General features: G+C 68.3%; 20 protein-coding genes. 10 read left to right on the top strand and 10 right to left on the bottom strand.

The genetic code is table 11. The features are described 5' to 3' along the window. Positions 1-78: 78 nt before the first annotated feature. A complete protein-coding gene (locus AC23D6_RS01185; protein WP_487751032.1) occupies positions 79-876 on the bottom strand; it encodes a sulfite exporter TauE/SafE family protein in 798 nt (265 codons plus the stop codon). Between the two features lie 64 nt (positions 877-940). Between AC23D6_RS01185 and AC23D6_RS01180 the strand changes: the two genes are divergently transcribed. From AC23D6_RS01180 to AC23D6_RS01170, 3 genes are all read left to right on the top strand, one after another. Further along, positions 941-2902 (top strand): transglycosylase SLT domain-containing protein, encoded by a 1962-nt coding sequence (locus AC23D6_RS01180; RefSeq protein WP_487751031.1) that lies wholly within the window; start codon positions 941-943, stop codon positions 2900-2902. Between the two features lie 23 nt (positions 2903-2925). Then, a complete protein-coding gene (locus tag AC23D6_RS01175; RefSeq protein ID WP_487751030.1) occupies positions 2926-4152 on the top strand; it encodes a multifunctional CCA addition/repair protein in 1227 nt (408 codons plus the stop codon). Positions 4153-4247: 95 nt separating this feature from the next. Continuing rightward, entirely contained in the window at positions 4248-4916 is a 669-nt protein-coding gene (locus AC23D6_RS01170; RefSeq protein WP_487751029.1) for a DUF3011 domain-containing protein, read from the top strand. A gap of 42 nt (positions 4917-4958) precedes the next feature. Here the strand turns inward: AC23D6_RS01170 and AC23D6_RS01165 are convergent, their stop codons facing one another. The 3 genes from AC23D6_RS01165 to AC23D6_RS01155 are packed head-to-tail and all read right to left on the bottom strand — an operon-like array spanning position 4959 to position 7619. Beyond that, a complete protein-coding gene (locus tag AC23D6_RS01165; RefSeq protein WP_487751028.1) occupies positions 4959-5606 on the bottom strand; it encodes an MliC family protein in 648 nt (215 codons plus the stop codon). Between the two features lie 55 nt (positions 5607-5661). Then, positions 5662-6930 carry a sensor histidine kinase gene (locus tag AC23D6_RS01160; protein WP_487751027.1) on the bottom strand — a complete coding sequence of 423 codons (1269 nt, stop codon included), beginning with the start codon at positions 6928-6930 and terminating at the stop codon, positions 5662-5664. Continuing rightward, positions 6927-7619: a response regulator transcription factor gene (locus AC23D6_RS01155; RefSeq protein WP_487751026.1), complete on the bottom strand. Its 693-nt coding sequence runs from the start codon at positions 7617-7619 to the stop codon at positions 6927-6929. Before AC23D6_RS01155 ends, AC23D6_RS01160 begins: the two co-directional genes overlap by 4 nt. Before the next feature lie 134 nt (positions 7620-7753). Here AC23D6_RS01155 and AC23D6_RS01150 point away from each other — a divergent pair, with 134 nt between their 5' ends. The 5 genes from AC23D6_RS01150 (at position 7754) to AC23D6_RS01130 (ending at position 13062) form a co-directional block, all read left to right on the top strand. Then, positions 7754-9472 (top strand): ArnT family glycosyltransferase, encoded by a 1719-nt coding sequence (locus AC23D6_RS01150; RefSeq protein ID WP_487751025.1) that lies wholly within the window; start codon positions 7754-7756, stop codon positions 9470-9472. Between the two features lie 130 nt (positions 9473-9602). Continuing rightward, positions 9603-10304: a phosphatase PAP2 family protein gene (locus AC23D6_RS01145; protein WP_487751024.1), complete on the top strand. Its 702-nt coding sequence runs from the start codon at positions 9603-9605 to the stop codon at positions 10302-10304. 56 nt (positions 10305-10360) lie between these two features. Continuing rightward, positions 10361-11968, top strand: a complete 1608-nt coding sequence (locus tag AC23D6_RS01140; protein WP_487752541.1) for a phosphoethanolamine transferase — start codon at positions 10361-10363, stop codon at positions 11966-11968. 24 nt (positions 11969-11992) lie between these two features. Next, the gene (locus tag AC23D6_RS01135; RefSeq protein ID WP_487751023.1) at positions 11993-12727 is read left to right on the top strand and encodes a glycosyltransferase family 2 protein; all 735 of its coding nucleotides are present in this window, start codon (positions 11993-11995) and stop codon (positions 12725-12727) included. Further along, complete coding sequence (locus tag AC23D6_RS01130; protein WP_487751022.1) at positions 12724-13062, top strand: lipid-A-disaccharide synthase N-terminal domain-containing protein; 339 nt, start codon at positions 12724-12726, stop codon at positions 13060-13062. Before AC23D6_RS01135 ends, AC23D6_RS01130 begins: the two co-directional genes overlap by 4 nt. Here the strand turns inward: AC23D6_RS01130 and AC23D6_RS01125 are convergent, their stop codons facing one another. The 6 genes from AC23D6_RS01125 to AC23D6_RS01100 form a co-directional block, all read right to left on the bottom strand. Beyond that, entirely contained in the window at positions 13063-14133 is a 1071-nt protein-coding gene (locus tag AC23D6_RS01125; protein ID WP_487752540.1) for a PQQ-dependent sugar dehydrogenase, read from the bottom strand. Positions 14134-14395: 262 nt separating this feature from the next. Continuing rightward, positions 14396-15466: an acyltransferase family protein gene (locus tag AC23D6_RS01120; RefSeq protein WP_487751021.1), complete on the bottom strand. Its 1071-nt coding sequence runs from the start codon at positions 15464-15466 to the stop codon at positions 14396-14398. A gap of 10 nt (positions 15467-15476) precedes the next feature. Further along, positions 15477-16613: an N-acetylglucosamine-6-phosphate deacetylase gene (gene nagA, locus AC23D6_RS01115; protein ID WP_487752539.1), complete on the bottom strand. Its 1137-nt coding sequence runs from the start codon at positions 16611-16613 to the stop codon at positions 15477-15479. A 5-nt stretch (positions 16614-16618) separates the two neighbouring features. Further along, positions 16619-17656: an SIS domain-containing protein gene (locus AC23D6_RS01110; RefSeq protein ID WP_487751020.1), complete on the bottom strand. Its 1038-nt coding sequence runs from the start codon at positions 17654-17656 to the stop codon at positions 16619-16621. Continuing rightward, complete coding sequence (locus AC23D6_RS01105; protein WP_487751019.1) at positions 17653-18720, bottom strand: LacI family DNA-binding transcriptional regulator; 1068 nt, start codon at positions 18718-18720, stop codon at positions 17653-17655. The genes AC23D6_RS01110 and AC23D6_RS01105 overlap by 4 nt, the downstream gene beginning before the upstream one ends. Before the next feature lie 11 nt (positions 18721-18731). Further along, positions 18732-20051: a sugar MFS transporter gene (locus AC23D6_RS01100; RefSeq protein WP_487751018.1), complete on the bottom strand. Its 1320-nt coding sequence runs from the start codon at positions 20049-20051 to the stop codon at positions 18732-18734. Positions 20052-20446: 395 nt separating this feature from the next. Here AC23D6_RS01100 and AC23D6_RS01095 point away from each other — a divergent pair, with 395 nt between their 5' ends. Continuing rightward, entirely contained in the window at positions 20447-21460 is a 1014-nt protein-coding gene (locus AC23D6_RS01095) for a glucokinase family protein (RefSeq protein ID WP_487751017.1), read from the top strand. 116 nt (positions 21461-21576) lie between these two features. After that, positions 21577-24300, top strand: a complete 2724-nt coding sequence (locus tag AC23D6_RS01090; RefSeq protein ID WP_487751016.1) for a TonB-dependent receptor — start codon at positions 21577-21579, stop codon at positions 24298-24300. Positions 24301-24320: the final 20 nt, after the last annotated feature.

Raw genomic sequence — 24320 nt, 5'->3', positions numbered from 1 at the left:
ATGGATTTACCCAAAGTTTCTACACGCCATTATCACGATGGTTAACAAGTAAATGGAAATACGTGCGGCATCGTGGGCTTAGCCGCTGGCGAGGATCGCGATGCCCATGACGACCATGAAAGCGGCGAACACGCGCTTGAGCGCCTTGCCGCCGATCCGGTGTGCGAGGCGCGTGCCCCAGGGCGCCGCGATCACCGACGCGATCGCCACACCGATGGCAGCCGGCAGATAGATGTAGCCCGCCGCGTGTTCCGGCAGCGCGCCCGGTGGCGCATGCAGCGCGTAGCCCGCCGCGCTTGCGATGCCGATGGCGACGCCGCAGGCGCTCGACGTACCCACGGCGCGTACCGGCTGCACACCGCGCCACACGAGCAAAGGCACGGTCATGCTGCCCCCGCCGATGCCCACCACGGCCGACACCGCACCGATCACCGAGCCGGCGGCGCTCATCGAGGGCCCGCGCGGAGCGGGCACGCCGCGGCCTTCCGGATGGGCGTTCCCGCCCAGGAGCATCTGCGCGCCGGCGATGAAGCAGTAGCCAGCGACGATCCAGCGCAGCACGTCGTCGTCGAGGTACACGGCCAGACCGCTGCCGAGCCAGCCGCCGAGCAACAGGCCCGGCACCATCCACGCGACCGTCGGCCATAACACGCTGCCGCGACGGTGATGCGCATAGGCCGACGACGTCGCCGTCAACACGATGCTCGCCAGCGAGCTGGCCAACGCGGCATGCATCGCCGCCTCTTTCGGCACGCCGTGCAGCGGCAGGATCCAGGCGAGTGCACCGACGAGCACCAGGCCACCGCCGATCCCCAGCAGGCCTGCCAAGACACCGGCCAGCACCCCCAACAAAGGAAACATCCATACGCCTTCCACGCGATCACACTCCTCGCCAAGCCTGTCTACAGAGACGTTCAGCCGGCATCGGTATAGTCCCGGCATGGTCCGTATTTCATATTTCATCCTACTCGCTGCCGCGCTTGGTACGGGCGTCGTGGGTAATGCGCGCGCGCAGGCCGCCGACCCACAACATGCCCAGGTGATGGCCGCTCTTGAGGCGGCGGACGCCGGTCGCCTCGATCCCGCGCAGTCGGCCGCGCTCGTGCGTCATCCGCTGTATGGCTGGATCGAATTCGCCGCGCTGCGCCGCGACCCGGATACGATCACCACGTCGCAGGCCCAGGAGTTCCTGCGCCGTTACGACGGGCAGGCGGTGGCCACGCAGTTGCGCGCCCTCTGGCTGGCCGCGCTGGCCCGTCGTCAGGACTGGCCCACCTTCCTCGCCGCGTGGAAGCCCACCGACAGCATCGCCCTGCAGTGCGCCCACCTGGCCGCGCGCCAGGCGACGGGCCGCACCGACGCGGCCTGGACCGAGCAGGCACAGGCGCTATGGCGCAAAGGCGCCAAGTCGCTGCCAGACGGCTGCGACCCGGTGTTCACCGTGCTGGCCAACCAAGGCGGGCTGCCGGCTCTCCTGCGCTGGAAGCGGATCGACGCCGCGGCGGCCGAGCGCCAGACCGGCGTCATGCGCACCGCGGCTCGTGGCCTGCCGGCGGACGAAGCCGCGCTCGCGAACGACTATGCGGCCTTCATCGATGCCGTGCATCCGCGCGCGCTGGCCTGGCCGAAAACCGAGCGTAGCCGCCGCATGGCCGCGCACGGGCTGGCCAAGCTCGCCCAGAACGATCCGGACACCGCCGAGCGCCTGTTGCCGCAGTACGCCGATGCGCTGGGCATGGGCGAGGCCGAACGCGGGCAGGTGCTGTACCAGATCGCGTTGTGGACGGTGGCCTCGTACGGCCCCGATTCGGCACGCCGTTTGGGCAACGTGCCCGAGTCCGCGTACGACGAACGCCTGCACGAATGGCGCGTCCGCGAAGCCCTGTCGCGCGGCGACTGGCCCGCCGCCCTGAGCGCCCTGCGGAAGATGCCGGCGTCCCAGCGCGCGGATTCGCGTTGGCGCTATTTCGAAGCGCGCATGGCGGAGAAGACCGGTGATGCCGCCACCGCGCAGCGCCTGTTCCGCGAGAACGCGGGCTCGCCCACCTTCCACGGCTTCCTCGCGGCCGATCGCGTCAACCAGCCATACGCGCTGTGCGTGTGGATCCCCAACGATCCGGTTTCCGCGAAGCAAACCATCGCCCGTGACCCGGCCATCGTGCGCGCGATGGCGTTGTGGCAACTCGATCGGCCGGGCTGGGCCACCGCGGAATGGAACGACGCGCTGTCGCGCTTCGACGACACCCAGCGCCGCATCGCGGTGGAGGTCGCGCAGGACAACGGCTGGTTCGACCGCGCGGTGTTCTCGCTCGGCAAGCAACCCGATGAGCAGCGGCTGTACGAACTGCGCTTCCCGCTTCACCACGGCGACACCATCCGGCGCGAAGCCGCCAAGCATGCGATCGATCCGGCCTGGGTCGCGGCCGAAATCCGCGCCGAGAGCATCTTCAATCCGAAGGCACGTTCCGGCGCCAACGCGATGGGCCTGATGCAGGTGTTGCCGGGCACGGGCGCCGGCGTGGCCCAGCGCCTGGGGATCCCGTATGCCGGGGCGTCCAGTCTCTACGACTCGGACACCAACATCGCCATCGGCACCGCCTACCTGCGCGAGATGGAGGACAAGTACGGCGTGCCCTATGTCGCCATCGCCGCCTACAACGCCGGACCGGCACCGACTGCCCGCTGGCAGTCGCAGCGCCCGGGCTTCGATCCCGATATCTGGATCGAGACCATCAGCTACAAGGAAACCCGCGAGTACGTGGCGCGGGTGCTGGCCTTCAGCGTGATCTACGACTGGCGGCTCAACGGCAACGCACTGCCGGTGACCGACCGGATGATGGGCCGCGTGCAGGCGAAGCGGAAAGCGTTCACCTGTCCCACCGCACAGATGCCGAAGAGCTGAGCCGGCGCCGCTATCATGGCGGCATGAAGACCTATCTCGTCGGCGGCGCGGTACGCGACCGGTTGCTGGGCCTGCCGCCCGGCGACCGCGACTGGGTGGTGGTCGGCGCGAGCCAGGCGGAGATGGAAGCGCGGGGCTTCAAGGCCGTGGGCCGCGACTTTCCGGTATTCCTGCACCCCGACACCGGCGAGGAGCATGCGCTGGCCCGCACCGAGCGCAAGAGCGGGCGCGGGTATCGCGGCTTCGTCGTCGATGCCGATCCCTCGGTGACCCTGGAGGAAGACCTCCAGCGGCGCGACTTCACGCTCAATGCGATCGCCCAGGCCGACGATGGCACGCTCATCGATCCGTACGGCGGCGCGCAGGATATCGACGCCCGCGTGCTGCGGCACGTGGGGCCGGCCTTCGTCGAGGACCCGCTGCGCGTGCTGCGTGCGGCGCGTTTCATGGCGCGGTTCGCGCCGCTGGGTTTCTCCATCGCACCGGACACGATGGCGCTGATGCGCACGATGGTCGACAGCGGCGAACTCGACGCACTCGTGCCCGAGCGCGTGTGGCAGGAGCTGCGTCGCGCATTGGCGTCGGCGCAGCCGTCGGCTTTCCTGTCCACGCTGCGCGACTGCGGCGCGCTGGCCGTGGTCCTGCCCGAAGTGGATGCGCTGTACGGCGTACCGCAGCGCGCGGAGTACCACCCTGAAGTGGATACCGGCGTGCACCAGCAGATGGTCAGCGACATGGCGGCACGGCTGGCGCCGGGCGATGCGCGGATCGGCTTCGCCGCGCTCGTGCATGACCTGGGCAAGGCGCTGACGCCGGCCGACGTGCTACCCAAGCACATCGGCCACGAGCACGCCGGCGTGAAGCCGGTGCTGGCGCTCTGCGAGCGCCTGAAGGTGCCGGTCGACCATCGCGAACTGGCGGTGATGGCGTGTCGTGAGCATCTCAACGTGCACCGGCTCGACGAGTTGCGCGATGCCACCGTCATCGAACTGCTGACCCGCTGCGATGCCTTCCGCCGGCCCGAACGCATCCCATGGCTGGCGACGGTCTGCGAGGCCGACAAGCGTGGCCGTGGCGGCAATGAAGACGCCGACTACCCGCAGGGCCGCACGCTGGTGCGGCTGCACGCCGCCGCACTGCAGGTCAGCGCGCGCGACGTGGCGCGCGAAGGCATGAGCGGTCCCGAGATCGGCGACGCCGTGCGCGAAGCGCGCGTGCGCGCGGTGCATGAGGCGCGCCGGGCCGGTTGACCCGCGGCGATTCGCATTTACCGGGCGGGAGTGAGAGGATCGCCGGCACGCGGAGGGGGCCGCGCGCACGCAACATTCACCCGCGAGGACCTGCCATGGAACGCACGCGCACGACCGCTGTCCTGCCTGCCTGTCTGGCGTTGGCCAGCCTCTGGGGCTTCGACGCCCTGGCCGACGACACCATCACCTGCGAAAGCCGCAACGACCGCTACCAGACCTGCCCTATCGCCCGCGCTGCGTACGTAACACTGGAGCGCCAACTGTCGAGCGCGTCGTGCAGCCAGGGACGTACCTGGGACTACAACCGGCGCGAAATCTGGGTCGACGACGGCTGCCGCGCGACTTTCCGCGTGCACACCGGTTCGTCCGGCCACGACGACGGCAACCACGATGCGAAGGTCGCCGCCGGCGTGCTGATCGGTGCCGCCATCCTCGGCGCCATCGCCCACAACGCCAACAAGAAGGACGACAAGTACGACGACGCGCGCTACCAGGGCGCGCGGCACAGCTCGTACGTGCCGTCGTGGATGATCGGCACCTTCGAGGGCTACAACACGCTCTACGACCGCGACGTCACCCTGACGATCACCGATGACGGCCGCGCCACCGCGCGCACCCGCGACCAGACCATCGAAGGCTGGATCAACGATGGCCGCCTGAACGTCGGCGACACGGTCTTCGACATCGACCAGTCGCGCGAAGGCCTGGTCACGTCGCAGGTCGGCGACCGACAGAACGAGGTGCGCTACCGACGCGTGCGCTGAGCCCCGCAGGGAGCGGACGCGCCACGTCCGTTCCCGCATTTCTCACAAGACGGGACGGCAACTCAGCTTGTTGCCGAAGAAGTCCACGCTGGCCTCTCCCTGGTGCTCCCAGTACTCGATGCCGCTGCGGCCGTACTTGGCGCCGCTGGCGGCCGGTTGTGGAAACACGATGGCCTGATCGTTGCCCCAGGTCATGACGGCCGCCCGTGGGTCGATGTCGTTGTAGAAGACCATCGTGAACGGATTGCGGTTGTCACTGCAACGATATTCCACCGCCTTGGGCACGACCATGCCGGGCGCATTGATCGCCAGTTCGACCAAGCGCGTGCGGTAGGCGTCCAGCACGCAGGTGCGCGGATCGTCCTCCTTCCAGCATTCGTCGCGACCCTTGATCCAACCGCGCTCGATCGCAGGGTCCTTCTTGCGCGACTGCGCGTACCGCTCGGCCAGTTGCCGGTCCAGCGCGGCCAGTTCGGCATCACCGCAGACCAGCTTCTCCGCCTCCGAGGCGGCTTTCGCGCAATCGAACGAAGGCGGTGCCGCGGCCGGCGTGGTCGTCGCGGTGGACGGTGTTTCCACCGACGCGGGAGCTGCGGCCGGCGGCGCTTTCGCCGGCGCGGCCGCGGGCGGCGCGGGTGCCGTGCAGGCGCCGAGCAGCAGGAAGGTCGAGCACAACGGCAGCCGTTTCATGGGACGCTCCGGCGGAAGGGTGGCGCCACGCTAACGCGCACGGCGTAGGACGGCGTCAACGCGACAGGCGCAGCCGACTGATGGTGCCGCGACCGGGCACGGACTGGATCGACAGGGTCCAGCCGAGGTGTTCGCACAGGCGCGCCAACAGGTCCAGGCCGATGCCACCGCCGTCGCGGCTGCCGCCACGGGCCATCTGCGCATAGATGCGGCTGATGTCTTCCGGCGCCATGCCATGGCCGGGGTCCTCCAGCGTCACGGTCGCATCTGCGTCGAGCCGCACGTGGATCTCGCCGCGGTCGCTGTTCTCGATCGCGTTGCGCAACAGGTTGCCGACGGCCGCCTGCACGATGTGCAGCGGTGCGGCCACGCTGCATGGCGCCAGCGCATCGACCACCACGGTCAGGTCCTTGCCCTGCATCAAGTGCTGGTGGTCCTCGACGATGTCCGGCAGCAGCTCGTGCAGCAGGACCACGTCGTTGCTGCGCGACAGTCGCGCGGGATCCTTGGCCAGCGTCAGCAGCAACGCGATCAGGCGCTCAACATCGCGCGCCGTGCGGTGGATGCGCAGCACCTGCTGGCGGGCGGGTGGGGGCAGGTCGGGTTGGTCGAGGGCAAGCTCGCTGGCGCCGGCGATGATGGCGATGGGCGTTCGAAGTTCGTGGCTGGTGGTATCGATGAAGACGCGCTCGCGCTCGACGAAGGCCTCATGGCGCCGCAGGTAATCGTTCAGCGCATTGGAGATGACGACCAGTTCGGTGGTGGCCTTCTCCGGTACCACGATGCGCTGGCCGGTGCGGTCGGGCGAGAGCGCGCCGATATCGGCCGCGAGCTCGGTCAGCGGGCGCAGCGAGCGCCGCAGCCCCCACGCCACGGACGCGCCCATCAGCACCACCAGCGTCACCGCCAGGCCGAACACGATCAGTGTGAGCGTGTCCTCCTGCGATTCCAGTTCGGTGATGTCCAGCACCAGCGTGTACTTCACCCCTTCGACGGTGCGCACGAGCACGAGCACCTCGCGGTCGCCCATCACCAGTTCGTCGTGGATGCCCTCCGGCAGGCCGGCCACCTCGCGCGGCAACGGCCGTCCGTCGATGGAGGTGTACAGCTGCAGGTCGTCGGTATCGCTCCAGCGGTAACGCGGATCGTCCACGCTGCGCTGCAGGTGGTGTTCGAGCTCGGTCTTCAACAGCGAATCCCAGACCAGCCGTTCGGCGATCTCGTTGACCAGGAACCCATGCAGCATCACCGCCACCGTCAGCAGCAAGGCGTAGCCGCCCAGCCACAGCAGGATGTGCGCACGCAGGCTGCGCCGCACGATCACAGCGATCCCGCTTCGTGCGGCACCGCGATCCGATAGCCCGTGCGCGGCAGCGTCTGGATGAGTTTCAGCGGGAACGGACCGTCCACGCTCCGGCGCAATTCATAGATGTGGGAACGCAGCATGTCGCCATCCGGCGGATGGTCGCCCCACAGCGCATGCTCGAGCTGCTGGCGGGTGACCGCGGCGGGACTGGCCTGCATCAATGTCTCCAGCAGCTTGCGGCATGCCGGATACAGGTGCAGCGGCTGTCCCGCACGGGTGGCCTCGAGCGTCGCCAGGTCCAGCTTGAGGTCGTGCACCTCCAGCACCTTGCGGCGTTGCCGGCCGTGCACGCGCGCCATCAGCGCCTCCAACCGCACTTCGAGTTCGGGTAGGGCGAAGGGCTTGGTCAGGTAGTCGTCGGCGCCGGCACGGAAGCCGGCGATCTTGTCGGGCAGTTCGTCGCGCGCGGTCAGCATGATCACCGGTACGGTCGAGGCATGCTCGTCGCGCAGGCGGCGCAGCACCTCCGGCCCCTCCAGCCGCGGCAGCATCCAGTCCAGCACGATGGCGTCGTAGACCTGCGTACTGGCCAGGTGCAGGCCGGTCACGCCGTCCGGCGCCGCGTCCAGGGTATGGCCGCGCGCCTCGAAGTAATCGAAGAGGTTCGCCACCAGGCTCCGGTTGTCTTCGATGACCAGCAACCGCATCGAGAGGGCTTCCACGTGCAGGGGGACCGGCAGGATCGCAGGCCGGATGTCGAAGCGCCGTCGGAGTTCCGACGATTCTCTTACGCGCCATGATCCACCATCATGCGCTCCGCTGCAGGCCACCGCGACCGCCGATGACCCCCATGCACCTCCGGAACGCCCCCCGCTGGCAGACCCCGCTGCTGCTCCTGCTGGTGGTCTGGGCGCTGCTGGCCGGGCTGGGCCTGCGCGAGCCGATGCCAGCCGACGAGCCGCGCTTCGTGCTGGCGGCGCGCACGATGATCGAGACCGGACAGTGGCTGTTCCCGCACCGCGGCAGCGAACTGTATGCGGAGAAGCCGCCCACCTTCATGTGGTTGCAGGCGTTGAGCTATCTCGTCGTGCGCAGCTGGCAGGTCGCGTTCCTGCTGCCGTCGCTGCTGGCCGCGCTGCTGACGCTGGGGTTGACCGGCGACCTGGCCCGCCGGCTGTGGGGACGCCGCGCCGTGCCGTATGCGGTGTTCGGCTTGTTCGTCTGCCTGCAGTTCGCCCTGCAGGCGAAACGTGCGCAGATCGACATGGTGCTGGTCGGCATGACCACGCTGTCGCTGTGGGCCCTGCTGCGCTACTTGCTGGAAAAACCCAGTCCCTGGTTGCTTGCACTGGGCACGTTCGCCGCTGGCCTGGGTACGGTGACGAAAGGCGTGGGCTTCCTGCCATTGCTGGTCTTCGTGCCCTGGCTGTGGGTGCGGGTGAAGTCGCGGCAGACGCTGCCTCCGCATCGCGGCGCGCATGTGCTGGCCGGCGTGGCGGGCTTCATCGCCGGCGCGGGCGTCTGGCTGGTGCCGATGCTGTCGGTCGCGCTGACCTCGACCGATCCCGCGCTGCACGCCTATGCGCGCGAGATGCTGTTCAAACAGACCGGCACGCGCTACGCCAACGCATGGCACCACGTGAAGCCGGCCTGGTACTACCTGCAGACGATGCTGACCCTGTGGCTGCCCGGCGTGCTGCTCGCCCCGTGGTTGTTGCCGGCCTGGTGGCGGCGACTGAAGCGTGCGGATGCGCGGTACACGCTGCTGCTGGGCTGGGCGCTGCTGGTGCTGGTGTTCTTCACTGCCAGCCCAGGCAAGCGCGAGGTCTACATCTTCCCGATGCTGCCGGCATTGGCGGTGGCCGCCGCGCCGCTGCTGCCTGCCCTGCTGCGCCGGCGCGCCGTGCGCGCGACGCTGTGGACCTACATGGTCGTGCTGGTCGTGGCGGCCGGTGCGCTCGGCGCGTGGCTGCTGGCCGCGCCGCCGGCGCGCCTGCAGTCGCTGGTCGAAGGCCGCGGCATGGACATGGATACCCTGGCCCAACTCGGACGCTGGCTCGTGGGCTTCGCCTCTGTCGCCCTGGTGGCGGTGCTGGGGCTGGCCCGCGCGTCGCGCCATCGTATCGTCGTCGCACTGGTGACGGTCACCGCGGCGCTGTGGACGGTGTACGGCATGGGCTTCATGCCGGCGTTGAGTCCCGACAGTTCCGCGAAGGCGCTGATGCAGCGCGTGGGCCAGCGCATTGGGCCCGACGCCGAACTGGCCATGCTCGGCTGGCGCGAGCAGCACCTGCTGCAGGCCGACCGTCCGGTCGCCGACTTCGGCTTCAAGCAGCCGTGGGTGGACCAATGGCAGCATGCGCATGCGTGGCTGCTGGAAGCCCCCAACCGACGCTGGCTATTCCTGCGCAAGGAGGCCATCGGTCCGTGCCTCGATCCGGCGAAGGTGATCGACATCGGTGCTTCGAACCGGCGCGACTGGATCCTCGCCCCGGGCGCAGCATGGATCGACGGCTGCGATGTGCCGGCGGACTGGTCCGCCGACGTCAGCGAAGACTGAATCGCGAGCAACAGCGCGCGCACGCAAGAATCATTCGCGCGCGCTTTAACGGGCCTCCGACGGAAGTCCTACCGCGCTACGACATCGCGCGCACCAGCATGCGCGGGTCGTCCTCCTGTGCCTCTCCTGCATGTCGGTCTCTCCCTCCTTGGCCCTTCCCGCGCCACGCAATGACGCGTCGCGGCTGCTCTTCATTTCGGTGCCGGTGCTGCTGCTCGCGTGGTGGCTCGCGCGACAGGTCGACCTGCACTGGGCGGGTGGGCTGTTCCACTGGGAAGGCGGTACCTGGGCACTCAAACAGAACGTGTGGCTGGAAGAGGTGCTGCACCGGGGTGGACGCCGACTGAGCCAGGTGGCATGGGCCGCGCTGCTGGTTGCCACGCTGCTGCGCTGGCGCTCACCCACCGCCTCATGGACGCGGCCGGCGGCGCGCCTGCTGCTGGCGGTCTTCGTCTCCATCGCCTGCGTGGCAGCACTGAAATCGCTGACGCACATGGACTGCCCGTGGGACCTTGCGGGCCTCGGCGGGCACCGTCCTTACGTGGGGCTGCTTGAGGCGCGCCCGGCGTCGATGGGGCCCGCGGCCTGTTTCCCGGCTGCGCATGCCGCAGGCGGTTACGCCTGGGTGGCGCTGTACTTCTTCTTCCTGCACGTGGCGCCGCGCTGGCGCCGCGTCGGCCTGGGCGTCGGCCTGCTGGCAGGCCTCCTGTTCGGGCTCGCACAGCAGTTGCGCGGTGCGCATTTCCTCTCGCATGACGTCGCCAGCCTGGCGGTGTGCTGGGTGATCGCATGCAGCGTCGAAATGCTCCACGTACGGGGCACGCGCGCATGAACACCACGACCCTGATCGAGAGCCCGCTCCTACGCCTGTGGCAGCGCGTGCGTCCCATGCTGCTGGCGAGGCCATTGGTGGGCACGGAAAGCCTGATCCTCGCCGTGTGCCTCTACTTCAGCGTGTTCGCAAACGCCGCGTTCTGGCGCGCGGCGGTGCCGCAACCGCTGACGCAGGCCCTGTGGGCGGTGTCGCTGTTCCTGTTGGTCACCGCCGTGCACGGCGTGTGGCTGTCGCTGCTGGTGTGGCGGCGCACGGCGCGCGTCGTCCTGTCGCTGCTGGTGGTCACGGCGGCGCTCGCCGGCCACTACATGGCGGCGTACGGCATCTACATCGACGCCGACATGGTGCGCAACGTCCTGCACACCGACTGGCGCGAAGCCAGCGAACTCGCCGGCGGCGACGCGCTGTTGCCGCTGCTCGCCGCACTGCCCGCGCTGGTCGTGATCTGGCGCGTGCGCCTGCGCGAGCGCACCTGGGCGCGCACGCTCGGCCTGCGTGCCGCGCTGCTCGCCGGCATGGCGGCCATCGCACTGGCCGGCATCCTGCCGGTCACCCAACCCCTCACCGCCTTCCTGCGTAACCAGCGCGAAGTGCGCTACCTGGTTACGCCCGCCAACGTGCTGGTGTCCTTGGCGAAGGTGGTCAGCGAAGAGCCGCCCGGACGCGCACGCGTACAGTTGCCGATCGGCGAGGACGCCGTGCGGGCGCCCGGCGCGACCATGCGCAAGCCGCGCCTGCTGGTGTTGGTGGTGGGTGAAACCGCGCGCGCCGCGAACTGGGGGCTCAACGGCTACGCGCGGCAAACCACGCCCGAACTGGCCCGCCGGAGCGTGCTGAATTTCCCCCACGTCACCGCCTGCGGCAGCAGCACCGAGGTGTCGCTGCCATGCATGTTCTCGCCCTACGGTCGCGCGCACTACGACGAGAAGGCGATCCGCGGCCACCAGTCGGTGTTGCATGTGTTGCAGCGCGCGGATGTGGCCACGCTGTGGCGGGACAACCAGTCCGGCTGCAAGGGCGTGTGCTCGGGCCTGCCGGTGGAGGACCTGCACGCACGCACCGATCCCGGCCTGTGCAACGGCACGCGCTGCCACGACGGCATCCTGTTGCAGGGACTCGCCGAGGCCGCACGCCGCCAGCGTGGCGACCAGGTGATCGTGCTGCACATGCTGGGCAACCATGGGCCCACGTATTTCGAACGCTATCCTCCGGCCTTCCAGCGGTTCGCACCGGTATGCGAGACCTCCGACCTCGGCCGCTGCAGCCGCGAACAGATCGTCAACGCGTACGACAACGCGCTCGGCTATACGGACCATGTGTTGGCCGGTGCCATCGACGTGCTGGCCCGACTTCCCGGCTACGACACCGCGCTGCTGTACGTCTCCGACCACGGCGAATCGCTGGGCGAGAAGGGCCTTTACCTGCATGGAATGCCCTATTCGATCGCCCCCCGCGAACAGTTGGAAGTCCCGATGGTGGCCTGGTTCTCCGAAGGCTGGCGCGCCTCGGCCGGGCTGGATGCCGCCTGCCTGCGCCGGGTGGCCGCCGCGCCGCACAGCCACGACGACCTGTTCCATACCCTGCTGGGGCTGGCCGACGTCAGGACCGCCCTCTACCGGCCGGACCACGACATTTTCCTGACTTGTCGGCCCGGACAATAATCCGCTGTCTCCGCGAGGTCTGCCATGACGGCCCTTTCCATCGTGATCCCGGTGTTCAACGAGCGCGGCAACATCGGTCCGCTCGTGCACGAAGTGGTACAGCACCTGCGCGGACGCGTGGCGTTCGATATCGTCTGTGTCGACGACCAATCCGAGGACGACACCCGCGATGTGCTGACCGCGCTGAAGGCCGAGATGCCGGAGTTGCGCGTGCTGGTGCACCAGCGCCGCAGCGGGCAGAGTACCGCCATCCGCACGGGCGTGAAGCATGCGCTCTCGCCCTGGATCGCCACCCTGGACGGCGACGGCCAGAACGACCCGGCCGACATTCCGAAACTGCTGGCCGCGCGCGACGCCGGCGATGCGCAGACCCGGCTGTATGCCGGCTGGCGCGTGGACCGCAAGGACAGCGCCAGCAAGCGGTGGGCGTCGCGCTGGGCGAACGGGATCCGCCAGCGCCTGCTGCGCGACGACACCCCCGACACCGGCTGCGGCATCAAATTATTCGAACGCGCCGCCTTCCTCGACCTGCCCTACTTCGACCATATGCACCGCTACCTGCCGGCGTTGATGCAGCGCGCGGGCTGGAAGACGGTCAGCGTGCCGGTATCGCACCGGCCGCGTGGCTCCGGCCAGTCCAAGTACACCAACCTCGGGCGCGCGCTGGTCGGCATCCGGGACCTGATGGGCGTGTCCTGGCTCATCCAGCGCAGCCACGTCACCGCCGTCAGCGAGATCGGCACGGGGCGCAAGCCATGAGCGTGATGAACCAGGAAATCGTCTGGCTGGGTTGGACCGGCCTGCACATGACGCCGTGGAAGCTGATAGGCCTGACCGGCGCAGCGATGTTCGGTGGGCGCTGGCTCGTGCAGTTCGTCGCCTCGCGGCGCGCACGCCGCCCGGTGATTCCGCGCCTGTTCTGGTACATGAGCCTGGTTGGCAGCCTGATGGCGTTGAGCTACTTCCTGTTCTCGTCCAAGCAGGACGCCGTCGGCGTATTGCAGAACCTGTTGCCCGCCTTCACTGCGGCGTACAGCCTCTATCTGGACATCCGCCACACGCGCCAGCAGCGCGCGGCCGAAGGCGCGCCCTGATCAGCTGCGGTTGGGCGTGAGCTTGAGCAGGCGCCCGCCGCCGCCATCCTCCAAGAGCCACAGCGCGCCATCGGGCCCTTGCTCGACTTCGCGGATGCGCTTGCCCATGGGATAGCGGCGCGCTTCGCGCGCCTGCGTGCCGTTGAACTCGATCTCGATCAACGCCTGCGACGCCAGGCCACCGATGAAGCCCTTCCCCCGGAACCACGGGAACAGGTTGCCCGAGTAGACGACGAAGCCCGCTGGTGCGATCACCGGGTTCCACCACGCCTCGGGCGCATTGAATTCCGGCCGCGTGGGATGGTCGGGAATCGGCGTGCCGTCGTAGTGATCGCCATTGGAGACGATCGGCCAGCCGTAGTTGGTGCCGCGCTCGATCAGGTTCAGTTCGTCGCCTCCCGCCGGCCCCATCTCGTGCGTCCACAAGCGTCCCGCGTTGTCGAACGCGATACCCAGCAGGTTGCGATGGCCGAGCGTCCACACCTGCGCGGCGATGCCGCCTTGCGCGGCGAAGGGGTTGTCCGGCGGCACGCTGCCGTCATCGTTGAGGCGGATCAGCTTACCCAGCGCGGATTGCAGGTCCTGCGCCGGCGTCATCGCCTGGCGATCGCTGGAGGTGATCCACAACTTGCCGTCGGCGCCGAACGCCAGACGGTGGCCGTAATGGCCTTCCCCGTTGACCTTGGGCAGCTGCCGCCAGATCACCTGGAGGTTGGAGAGGCTGCCGCCATTGCCGCTGGCATCGAGCGTCAGCGTCGCGCGCGCGACAGCGGCGCCACGTGTGCCCCCGCTGCCCGCTTCGGCATAGCTGAGGTAGACCAGACGGTTGTCGGCGAAGCGCGGATGCAGCAGAACGTCGCCCAGGCCCCCTTGTCCGCCATAGGCGACCGTCGGTACGCCGGTGATCTGGCCGACCTGGCCGGTGGCGACGTTGGCCAGCCGCAGCGTGCCGCCCTTCTCGGTCACCAACAGGCGTCCGTCCGGCAGGAAGGTCATCGCCCACGGCTCGTTGAAAGTCGCGACCGGCGCGCTGGTGAAAGGTGGATCCGGCACAACGCGCGGCGGCGACATGCCGCCGGCGGTGCGGGCCGTGCCAGGCAACGTGGCGGGCAATTCACGGGGTGACCCGGCGACTACGCCCGCGGCCACCGTCGCACGCGGCGTGGAGGCGACCACGATGCGTGCACCGTTCTCATCGACCGTCGCGCGTTGGCACGACGCCAGGCAGATCACACAGACCAGCAGCAACGGCAGCTTCATGCGGGCGGCTCCGGCGGGGGTGACGCCGTTGTACGCCGGCCGGGCGAAGAAAAGCGTGATGGCCGCCGGACCTTCAGACCTTCAGGTACCAGCCTCGCCGGTCCATCGCCCACACGACCAGCCACCACACCGCGACGAATGTCAGGGCGAAGATCAGCGAAGGCAGGTAAGGACCCACCTGCGGCGTCATCCAGTCGGCGAAGCCTTTCCGGTACAGCGGTTCCATCCAGCCGAGCCCGAGCAGCAGATAGGTCATGACCGCGGCGCCCACGTAGGCGGCGATGGCATTGGCCCCGAAACGGCGCCCCACGGCTGGCCATCCGCGCTGGTCCACGCCGACATGCACCAGCGCCAGCGCGAGCAGTGCGCAGCCCGCCGTGAACAGCGCAAAGGACGAGGTCCACAACGCCTTGTTCAACGGAAATACGCTCGCCCACGCCAAACCCACCACGACAGCGACGACGCCGGCCATCACCATCGGCCGCAGCGCATCGGCACGCAGCCACGCGCCCGCGCGCACGCCGAGCAGCGTGGTGGCGAGCGCCGGCAGCGTGCTGAGCAAGCCTTCGGGATCCTGGCCGCGCGCGAGCGTCGCATCCCACTGGTACAGCCACGGTGCGAACAGCCCGGTATCCACGCGTCCCGGCAGGTGGGTGTAAGGCGCATAGCCGAACGGTGCGAGCAGCGCCCAGTAGCCAAGCAGGACCGCGCCGATCAAGGCCCACTGCAGGCGGGGCTTCGCGTACAGCGCGACCAGTCCCGCGAGCGCGAAGCACAGCCCGATCCGTTGCAGCACGCCCCACGGCCGGAAGTGCGGCCGGTCGAGCATCAGATACGCCAGCAGGTGAAGTGCCAAGCCGAGGGCGACGATCTTCGCCGCGCGCCACAGCAGCGCGCGCACCAGCGTGTCGCGCGCCACGCCGGCCTCGGCGCGGGGAACGATGCCCAGCGAGATCGACACGCCGACGATGAAGAGGAAGAACGGGAACACCAGGTCGGTCGGCGTGACGCCATGCCAGTCCGCATGCAACAGCGGCGCGTAGACATGCGACCAGTCGCCCGGCGTGTTGACCAGCAGCATCGCCGCGACCGTCAGGCCACGCAGCGCATCGACGGACGCGAACCGGGCCGGACGGGCGCTCATGCGCCTGCGATCACGCGCCGCCGATCCAGGTGCCGACGACCTGCAGGTCGGCATCCAGCGCCACCAGGTCGGCCTGGTAACCGGGCGCGATACGACCGTGCGTCTCGGCCAAGCCAAGGAACTCCGCCGGATACGTGGAGGCCATGCGCGCGGCTTCTTCCAGCGGCAGACCGAGCAGGTGCACGCTGTTGCGGACCGCGGTGGCCATGTCCAGCGCCGAGCCGGCGAGGGCGCCGGCCGCGTTGCGCACCACGCCGTCGACGGCGGTGATGGTCTCGCCGTAGAGGTCGAACGAAGGATCGTCCGAACCGACCATCGGCATCGCGTCCGTCACCAGGAAGACCTTGCCGCGCGGCTTGGCCGCCAGCGCCACGCGCAGGCTGGCCGGATGCACGTGCACGCCATCGACGATCACGCCGCACCAGCAGCCAACGTCCTCCAGCGCGGCGCCCACCGCGCCGGGCTCGCGTCCCTGCAGCGGCGACATCGCGTTGTAGAGATGGGTGAAGCCGGAAATGCCCGCACCGATGCCCGCGCGGATCTGGTCGTAGCTGCCGGCCGTGTGGCCGGCGACGACGATCGCCCCACGCGCGACCATCGTGCGGATGATGTCGGACGGGACCTGTTCCGGCGCCAGTGTCAGCAGGGTCACGCCGTTGTCGAGCGAGGTCGCCATCGCGACTTCGTCCGCGCCCGGCACGCGGAATTTCGCCGCATCGTGCGTGCCCTTGCGTGCCGGCGCGATGTAGGGCCCTTCCAGGTGGATGCCCAGCACGCCCGGGACGCCCTGCGCGATGGCCTCGCGCGTGGCCGCGATCGCGCGCGCCATCACTTCGGCGTCGTCGCTGATCAGCGTCGGCAGCAGGCCGGTGGTGCCGAAGCGCCGATGCGCCTGCGCGATCGTGCGGATCGCGTCCACGGTGGTGTCGTTGTTGAACAACGTACCGCCGCCGCCGTTGACCTGCGCATCGATGAAACCGGGCAGCAGCGTGGCGCCGCGGAGATCGTGCCGCACTGCGTCTGCGGGAATGGCGTCGTCGGCGACGAGGTCGGCGATGCGCCCGTCCTGCATCAGCACCGCCAGGCCTTCGACGAAGCCGTCCGGCGTCAGCACGCGGGCGTTGCAGAGGGCCGTGGCGGCTGGCATCGCGTTCATACCGTTTCGGTGACCTTGTTGAGGTGCGGCGGGACATCGGGATTGTGACCGCGACGCAGCGCCAGCGCATTGATCGCCCGATAGAAGCTCTGGATGGTCAGCAGCGGCGCACAGGCCGGATGCGGCGCCTCGGCCAGCGGCAGGTCGCCCTGGCGCGAGGCCACCCACACCTGCGCACCGCGGCCGCGGAATTCTTCCGCCAGCGCCAGCGTCCCGGCTTCGGTCTCGTCCGGTTGGGCGAAGCAGAGCACCGGGAAGCCCGGGCCGACCAACGCCATCGGCCCGTGCTTCACTTCCGCCGAGCTGTAGGCCTCGGCGTGCAGGCCACAGGTTTCCTTGAACTTGAGTGCCGCCTCCTGGGCGGCAGCCAGCCCCAGGCCGCGACCGAGTACGAACAGGTTGTGCGCGCCCACCAGTCCGTCGGTCAGCGGCGACCAGTCGGCCTGCCACGCGCGCCGCAGCGCATCGGGCAGTGCCTCCGTCGCCGCATGCAGTGGCGCTTCGTCCTTCCAGTAGGCGGCCAACTGAAGGATCGCCGCGAGCGAGCCCAGGTAGCTCTTCGTCGCTGCCACGCTACGCTCGGGGCCAGCGCGCAACGGCAGCACGGTATCGGCCAGTTGCGCCAGCGGCGAATCCTCGACGTTCACCAGCGCAACCACGCGCGCGCCGACCTCCTTGGCCGCCGTCGCATTGCGCAGCAGGTCCGGGCTCTTGCCGGACTGGGAAATCACCACGTACAGCGCATCGGCCAGCCGCTGCTTCGCCTCGTACACCGAGCCCACCGACGGCGAGGCCGATGCGGTGACCACGCCGAGTTGCGTCTCGAACAGGTACTTCGCGTAGGTCGCTGCGTGATCCGAGCTGCCGCGCGCACAGGTCACGACGAAGGGCGGCGGACGACGGCGCAGGTCCTCCGCCAGCGCCTTCACCGTGGCGGCGTTGCGCGTGTACTGGTCGGCGACGATATCGGCGGTCTGGGCCGCCTCCTGGTGCATCAGGGTGTCGGCGGGAGCGGGCAGCGGCGTGTCGGTCATGGCGAAGGAGGTTCGGGTCGGTCCGCGCGCGGGCGGACCGGCGCAGTGGAACCGCGCACGACCAGTTGCGGCACGAAGCCCTGGTTGTGCACGGCGGTGGGATGGTCGTCGTAGGCATCGGTACGCAGGCCGGCGATCAACAGGCGCGCGGCCTGCTTCGCGATGTCCTGCGTGGCCTGCTTGGCCGTGGTCAGCGGCGGCCACGACTGCTTGGAGAACGGGCTGTCCTCGAAACCGGCGATGGACAGGTCGTAGGGGACATTCATGCCGGCGGATTTCGCCGCGGCCAGCACACCGGCGGCAATCTCGTCGTTGGAGCCGAAGATCGCGGTCGGCGGCTCGCGCAGTGCCAGCAGTCGCCGCGCGCCGCGAAAGCCGTCGTCGAACGTGTAATCGCCCGGCACGACGAGATGCTTGTCGAGGGTGATGCCGTAGTCCTTCAACGCTTTCTCGTAACCGGCATAGCGTTCGGTACTCGACCGGTGCGCCAGCCCGCCCCAGAGGAACCCGATGCGCTGGTGGCCCAGTTGGATCAGATGCTCGGTGATTTCGTAGGCGGCGTCGCGGTCGTCGACATAGACGCAAGGCAAGCCGTCTTCCGGATCTTCGGTGGCGGCGATGATGCGCACCAGCTTCACGCCACGTGCGGCGAGCGCGGTGACCAAGTCGGCGCGTTCGGACATCGGCGCAGTCAGCACCAGCCCGGCCAAGCGCGAACGCTGCACGAACTCGACCAACTCCTCCGCCAGCAGCGGCGACGTGGAATCCACCGGGTGGATCTGCAGGCCGAAGCCGGTTTCCTTGCACGCGGCCAGCACGCCGTTCTGCACGCCGATGATGTGGTACGGGTTGGGGTTGTCGTACACCAGCCCGATCACGAACGGCGTGCCGCTGCGCAAGTTGCGCGCGGACTGGTCCGGTTCGTAGTCCAGCTCGGCGATGGCATGCAGCACGCGCGCACGCGTGCCTTGCAGCACCGACGGCTCGTTGTTGATGACCCGGGACACGGTCTTCAGCGAGACCTTCGCGCGTTCGGCGACGTCCTTGATGGTGGGTCGGCGCATGGGCGTTTCCGTCATGGAGGCGAGTCCGTCATGATGCCGCGTTCCGGGACGGCCGTCGCCGGCCGCTTCACGCTGCCGACCCGGTGACCGGCCAGCGCGTAGTACAGGATGTACAGGTAGCCCGGCACCGCCAGCCCGGCGAACACCGCCTGGAAGTCGTAGTGCTGCTTCAGCACCGCGAACAGCTGCGGCAGGATCGCGCCGCCGGCGATGCCCATGATCAGCAGCGCCGATCCGGTCTCGGTATGCCGGCCTAGGCCCTTGATGGCCAGCGGGAAGATGGCCGGCCACATCATCGCGTTGGCAAAACCCAGGGCCGCGACGAAGCCCACCGACACGTAGCCGTGCGTCAGCAACGCGCCGAGGGCGAACAGCACGCCCAGCGTCGCGGAGAGCGCCAGGTAGCGCGCCTGCGATACAAAGCGCGGGATCGCAGCCAAGCCGACGAGATAACCCGCCAGCATCGCGAACAGCGTGTACGACGTGAACACCTTGGTCTGGTCCAGCGGCAGGCCGAAGCCACGGCCGTACGTGCCGATCGCATCGCCCGCCAACACTTCCACGCCCACGTAGAGGAACAGGCACAGCACGCCCAGCCACAGGTGCGGGAACTGCGACAGGCCGCGTTCGCCGTCGGCGGCGCCGGTCACCGGCGCGGCGTTGGCGTCGGAGGGCTTCACGTCCGGCAGCGGCGAGAACAGGATGCCGATGGCGACCACCACCAGGATCCCGGCCATCACCCGATACGGCAGAAGGATCTTCGCTGCGAACGCATCCAACAGCACGGCCTTGCCGGCCGCGTCGGCGGCTTCGACCTGCGCGGCCAGGTCGCCCACCCCATGCAGCACCAGCGTGCCGATCACGATCGGCGCCAGCATGCCGGCTATCTTGTTGCAGATGCCCATCAGCGCGATGCGCTGGGCGGCGCTTTCGAGGGGGCCGAGGATGCTGACGTACGGGTTCACCGCCGTCTGCAGCAATGCCAACCCGCCGCCGATCACGAACAGGCCGGCCAGCGCGCCGGGATACCAGCGCTGGGTGGAGAACTCCCCGAACATCGCGGCACCCACCGCCATCACGAACAAGCTGGCCGCCAGCCCCTTCTTCATGCCGGTGCGCTTGAGCAATGCGGCCGCGGGCAGGGCGAGGAAGAAGTACGACAGGTAGAACACCATCAGCACGAGGAAGGCGTTCACCTCGTCCAGGTCGAAGGCCAGCTGCACGAAGGTGATCAGCGGTCCGTTGATCCAGGTGAAGAACCCGATGATGAAGAACAGCACGCCGACGATGGCGAGCGAGCGGAACGGGGCGGAGCCGGCAGCAATGGTCATGGATTCCCCTTCTTCTTTCGGCGAAGGCGTGCGGGCGCCCCACCGGGAACAACGTTGTCAGAGCACCCTGTCGCCAAGGACCAAATGCCGATCACCGATGTCGTCACGCAGCACTTTTGTGAGTGCCCTGACTTCATGCGCCGCAACATGAAGTCTCGCGAGACTTGGCGCCTACCCCCTTGTCGCACCGCCAATTACGGCCACTTTCGCGCGCAATCGATTTCTGAATACGCCGATTGTTTCTTTTTCGACCCTCTGCCTGACCAACGAGGCGGCTATTTCATGACAGACTCTTGACAACGTTGTCAAACACTTTCCACACTCCGGCCATATCGGGATGCGGGAGTCCCGGCCGCGAACATGTGGGGAGACGTGTGGTCGCCATCGCCAATCCAATGCCGACGAAGGACGCCCGGGGGGCGCACGATGCGTTCATCGCGGCGGACGTCGGCGGCACCCATGTGCGCATCGGCCTGGTCCGAGGCAGCGGCGACCCGGGCGCACCGGTCAGCGTGCTGGAGTACCGCAAGTACGCGTGCGCCGACCATGCCGGCCTCGGCGACATCATCCAGGACTTCCTCGCCACCCTCGGCCACGGCCGGGTGTCGCGCGGGGTGATCGCCAGCGCCGGTTACGCGCTGGAAGACGGCACGGTCATCACCAACAACCTGCCCTGGCGCCTGTCGCTGGCCGATCTGCGCTCGCAGCTCGGCTTTGACGACGTCCGTCTGGTCAACGATTTCGAAGCCGTGGCGCACGCCGCCGCACAGGTGGACGCCAGCCAGGTGCTGCAGCTCACCGGCCCCGCCATCGCACCGACCCGCGGACCGACCCTGATCCTGGGGCCGGGCACCGGCCTGGGCGCGGCGGTGTGGATCCCGGCCGGCGCGCGCGCCGTGGTGCTGGCCACCGAAGCCGGCCAGGCGGCGCTCACCGCCGGCAACGCGCTCGAGATGGCGCTGCTGGCCGAGATGCTGAAGACCCGCACGCACGTGCCGGTCGAGCAGGCGCTGTCCGGCCCCGGGCTGCTCAACCTCCATGCGGCGCTGTGCGCCGTGCGCGGCGCGGCACCGTCCACGTATGCGCATCCCGGCGAGGTCACGGCAGCGGCGCTGTCGCGCGAGGACCCGCTGGCGCGCGAAAGCCTGGATGTGTTCTGCGGCCTGCTCGGCAGCGTGGTCGGCGACATGGCCCTGCTCTACGGCGTGCAGGGCGGCGTGTACCTCGCCGGCGGGATCCTGCCGAAGATCCGCGATTTCCTGATCCAGAGCAGCTTCGTGGCGCGCTTCCTCAACAAGGGATCGATGCGCGAGGCGCTCGAACGCATCCCCGTGAAGCTGGTGGAACACGGGCAGCTGGGGGTGGTGGGTGCCGCCAAGTGGTACCTGGAGCAACACCAGGACGATTGAAAAATGAAAGCGCCGGGACAGGCGTGGCGACGATTGCAGTAAAGGCTTCAGGCACGGCGGAGCAAGCGCGAGCAAGACCTGCCGAAACTCAAACAATGAATGATGGGAGAGACATCATGAATTACCGCAGATCCATCCTTTCCGCCGCCATCGTGACCTGTCTGGGCGTAGCGGTGCAGGCGCAGGCGCAGGACGCTCAACCGACCGAAACCCAGGCGACCGACCTCGACACCGTCGTCGTCACCGGCATCCGCGGCAGCATCGAGAAGGCGCTGGACGCCAAGCGCGATGCCGCCACGCACGTCGAAGTCGTCACCGCTGAGGACATCGGCAAGCTGCCGGCCAAGAACGTGGCCGATACCCTGCGCCAACTGCCCGGCGTCAACATCGCCTCGTCGAGCGCCAGCGAAGGCGGCTTCGACGAAGCCGATCGCGTCAGCCTGCGCGGCACCAACCCGAGCCTCACCCAGACCCTCGTCAACGGCCACACCATCGGCACCGGCGACTGGTTCGTGCTCAGCCAGGTGGGCAATGTCGGTCGCAGCGTGAGCTACTCGCTGTATCCGTCCGAGATCGTCGACCGTGTCGTGGTGCACAAGACCTCCGAAGCGAAGCTGGTCGAAGGCGGTACTGCCGGCTCGGTGAACATCATCACCCGCCGTCCGCTGCAGTTCGCCGAGCCGCTGACGATCCAGGGTTCGATCGGTGCGGTCCATTCCGACCTGCCGGGCGACACCAAGCCCCAGCTCGATGCGCTGCTGAACTGGCGCAACGACGAAGGGACCGCCGGCTTCCTGGTGCAGGTGTTCAACGAAGAACGCAGCCTGCGTCGCGACGGCCAGGAAGTCGTGGGCGGCTACGGCACGATCCCCGGGACTGCGAATGGCGCTCCCACGGAAGTTTCGATCAGCAACCCCGAACTGGTGGGCGTGCTGTATCCCAACCTGATCGGCGCGGCGCTCTTCGAGCAGGTGCGCAAGCGCAAGGGCGGCGTGGCCAACATCGAGGCCAAGGTCACCGACGACCTGACCCTGAACGTCAATGCGTTCTATTCGAGACTGGAAGCGGACAACTACAACCGCAACTACATGATGTGGGCCAGTCGCTTCGTGGACCGCACACCCAGCAGCTACACCGTCGAGAACGGCGTACTCACCAGTGCCACCTACGCACCGGTCACCGGCGGCACGACCGTCACGCCTTACGGCGTGTACGACATGATCTCGCGGCCGGGTGCCGAGTCCACCTCCAAGTACATCGCCCTCGATGCGGAGTGGAATGCCAGCGACGCACTGAAGTTCGTCTTCCAGCTGGGCTCCACCAAGGGCCGGGGCAGCAGCCCCACGCAGGACGTACTGGAAACCGGCATCGCCGGGAATGCGGGCGCGAGCTGGAGCATGAACGGTGTGGGCAGCCCGATCGATTGGTCGCTGGGCGGCACCAACACGGCCGCGAACCACCGGCCTCAGGATGGCTGGATCTTCGGCGCGCAGGGCATCGACGTGCTCGACAAGGAAGACTGGGCCTCGGCGGACGGCCAGTTCTTCTTCCAGTCAGACGTGCTGTCCTCGCTGGACTTCGGCTACCGCTTCGCCACGCATGAGCGCAGCAACGACTTCTCGCTCGCGCAGGGACCGAACTGGGCCAGCAACTGGACCGACATCAATGCCTATCCGGCGGCGGGCGGCGCGTACCCGAGTGACTTCGGTGTGGGCGGCAATGTGCCGTCGGGGATCTGGTACTACACGCCCGCGCAGCTGGCCGAAATCAATTCCCGCTTCGCCAACCGCAACAATCCGGAGCGCTTCTACTTCTCCGACGTCTACGGCGTGGAGGAGGACATCAACGCGGTTTACGCCCAGTTGAACTTCCAGGGCGACCGCTGGAGTGGTAATGCCGGCCTGCGCTACGTGCAGACCGAAACGGACGTGCATTACAACCAGGCGCTCGCGCCGAACTCCGGCATCCCCGGTGCGGTCGTGGGCTCTGCCTTCGGCGACTACCTGCCGGTCGTGGTGAACAACGACTACAACGAGCTCCTGCCCAGTGCGAACTTCAAGTTCGAGCTGACCGACACCCTGGTGGCGCGCGTGTCGGGCAGCAAGACCATGACCCGCCCGGACTTCTCCGCGCTGGCCGGCTCGCTGACGCTCAACGACCTGACACACGAAGGCAGCGGCGGCAACCCGAACCTCGACCCGCTGGTATCGACCAACTTCGATGCGTCGCTGGAGTGGTACTTCGCCCCGCGCGCCCTGCTGGCGGCCAGCGTGTTCTCGATGGACCTGGACGGCTACGTCGATTTCGCCAATGTTGTCGTCCAGTACAAGGACCAGCAGGCCAGCCAGGCGGCCGGCACGGATGTCTACAGCGATTACCTGGTGTCGATCCCGGTCAATTCGAACGGCAAGGCCCGCGGCGTTGAGCTGACCTACGAGCAGCCGATCGGGGAAAACTTCGGCATCAACGCCAACTACACCTACGTGGACGGCGAGGCCGACGGGGGCAAGCCGCTCAACGGCACCTCCGAGAATACCTACAACTTCTCCGCGTGGTACGAGAACGACCGCTTCAACGCTCGCGTGAACTACAGCTACCGCAGCTCGTTCTACGCCGGCGTCAGCCGCACCGACAACTTTTACCAGGATGACTTCGCTACCGTCTCGGCCTCGCTGGGCTTCAAGGCCACCGACTGGCTGACGATCAGCCTGGACGGCCTGAACCTCAACGATCCGAAGCTGAAGTACTACACGGAGAACGACGCGGTGCCCGGCTACCTGCCGCACGCGTTCTACAGCAACGGCCGCCAGTACTACCTGAACTTCCGCTTCAAGTTCTGATCGCGTCATCGATGTAAGGG

The organism is Pseudoxanthomonas sp. G3 (assembly GCF_057654715.1).
This window is presented reverse-complemented; position numbering and strand designations above follow the sequence as displayed.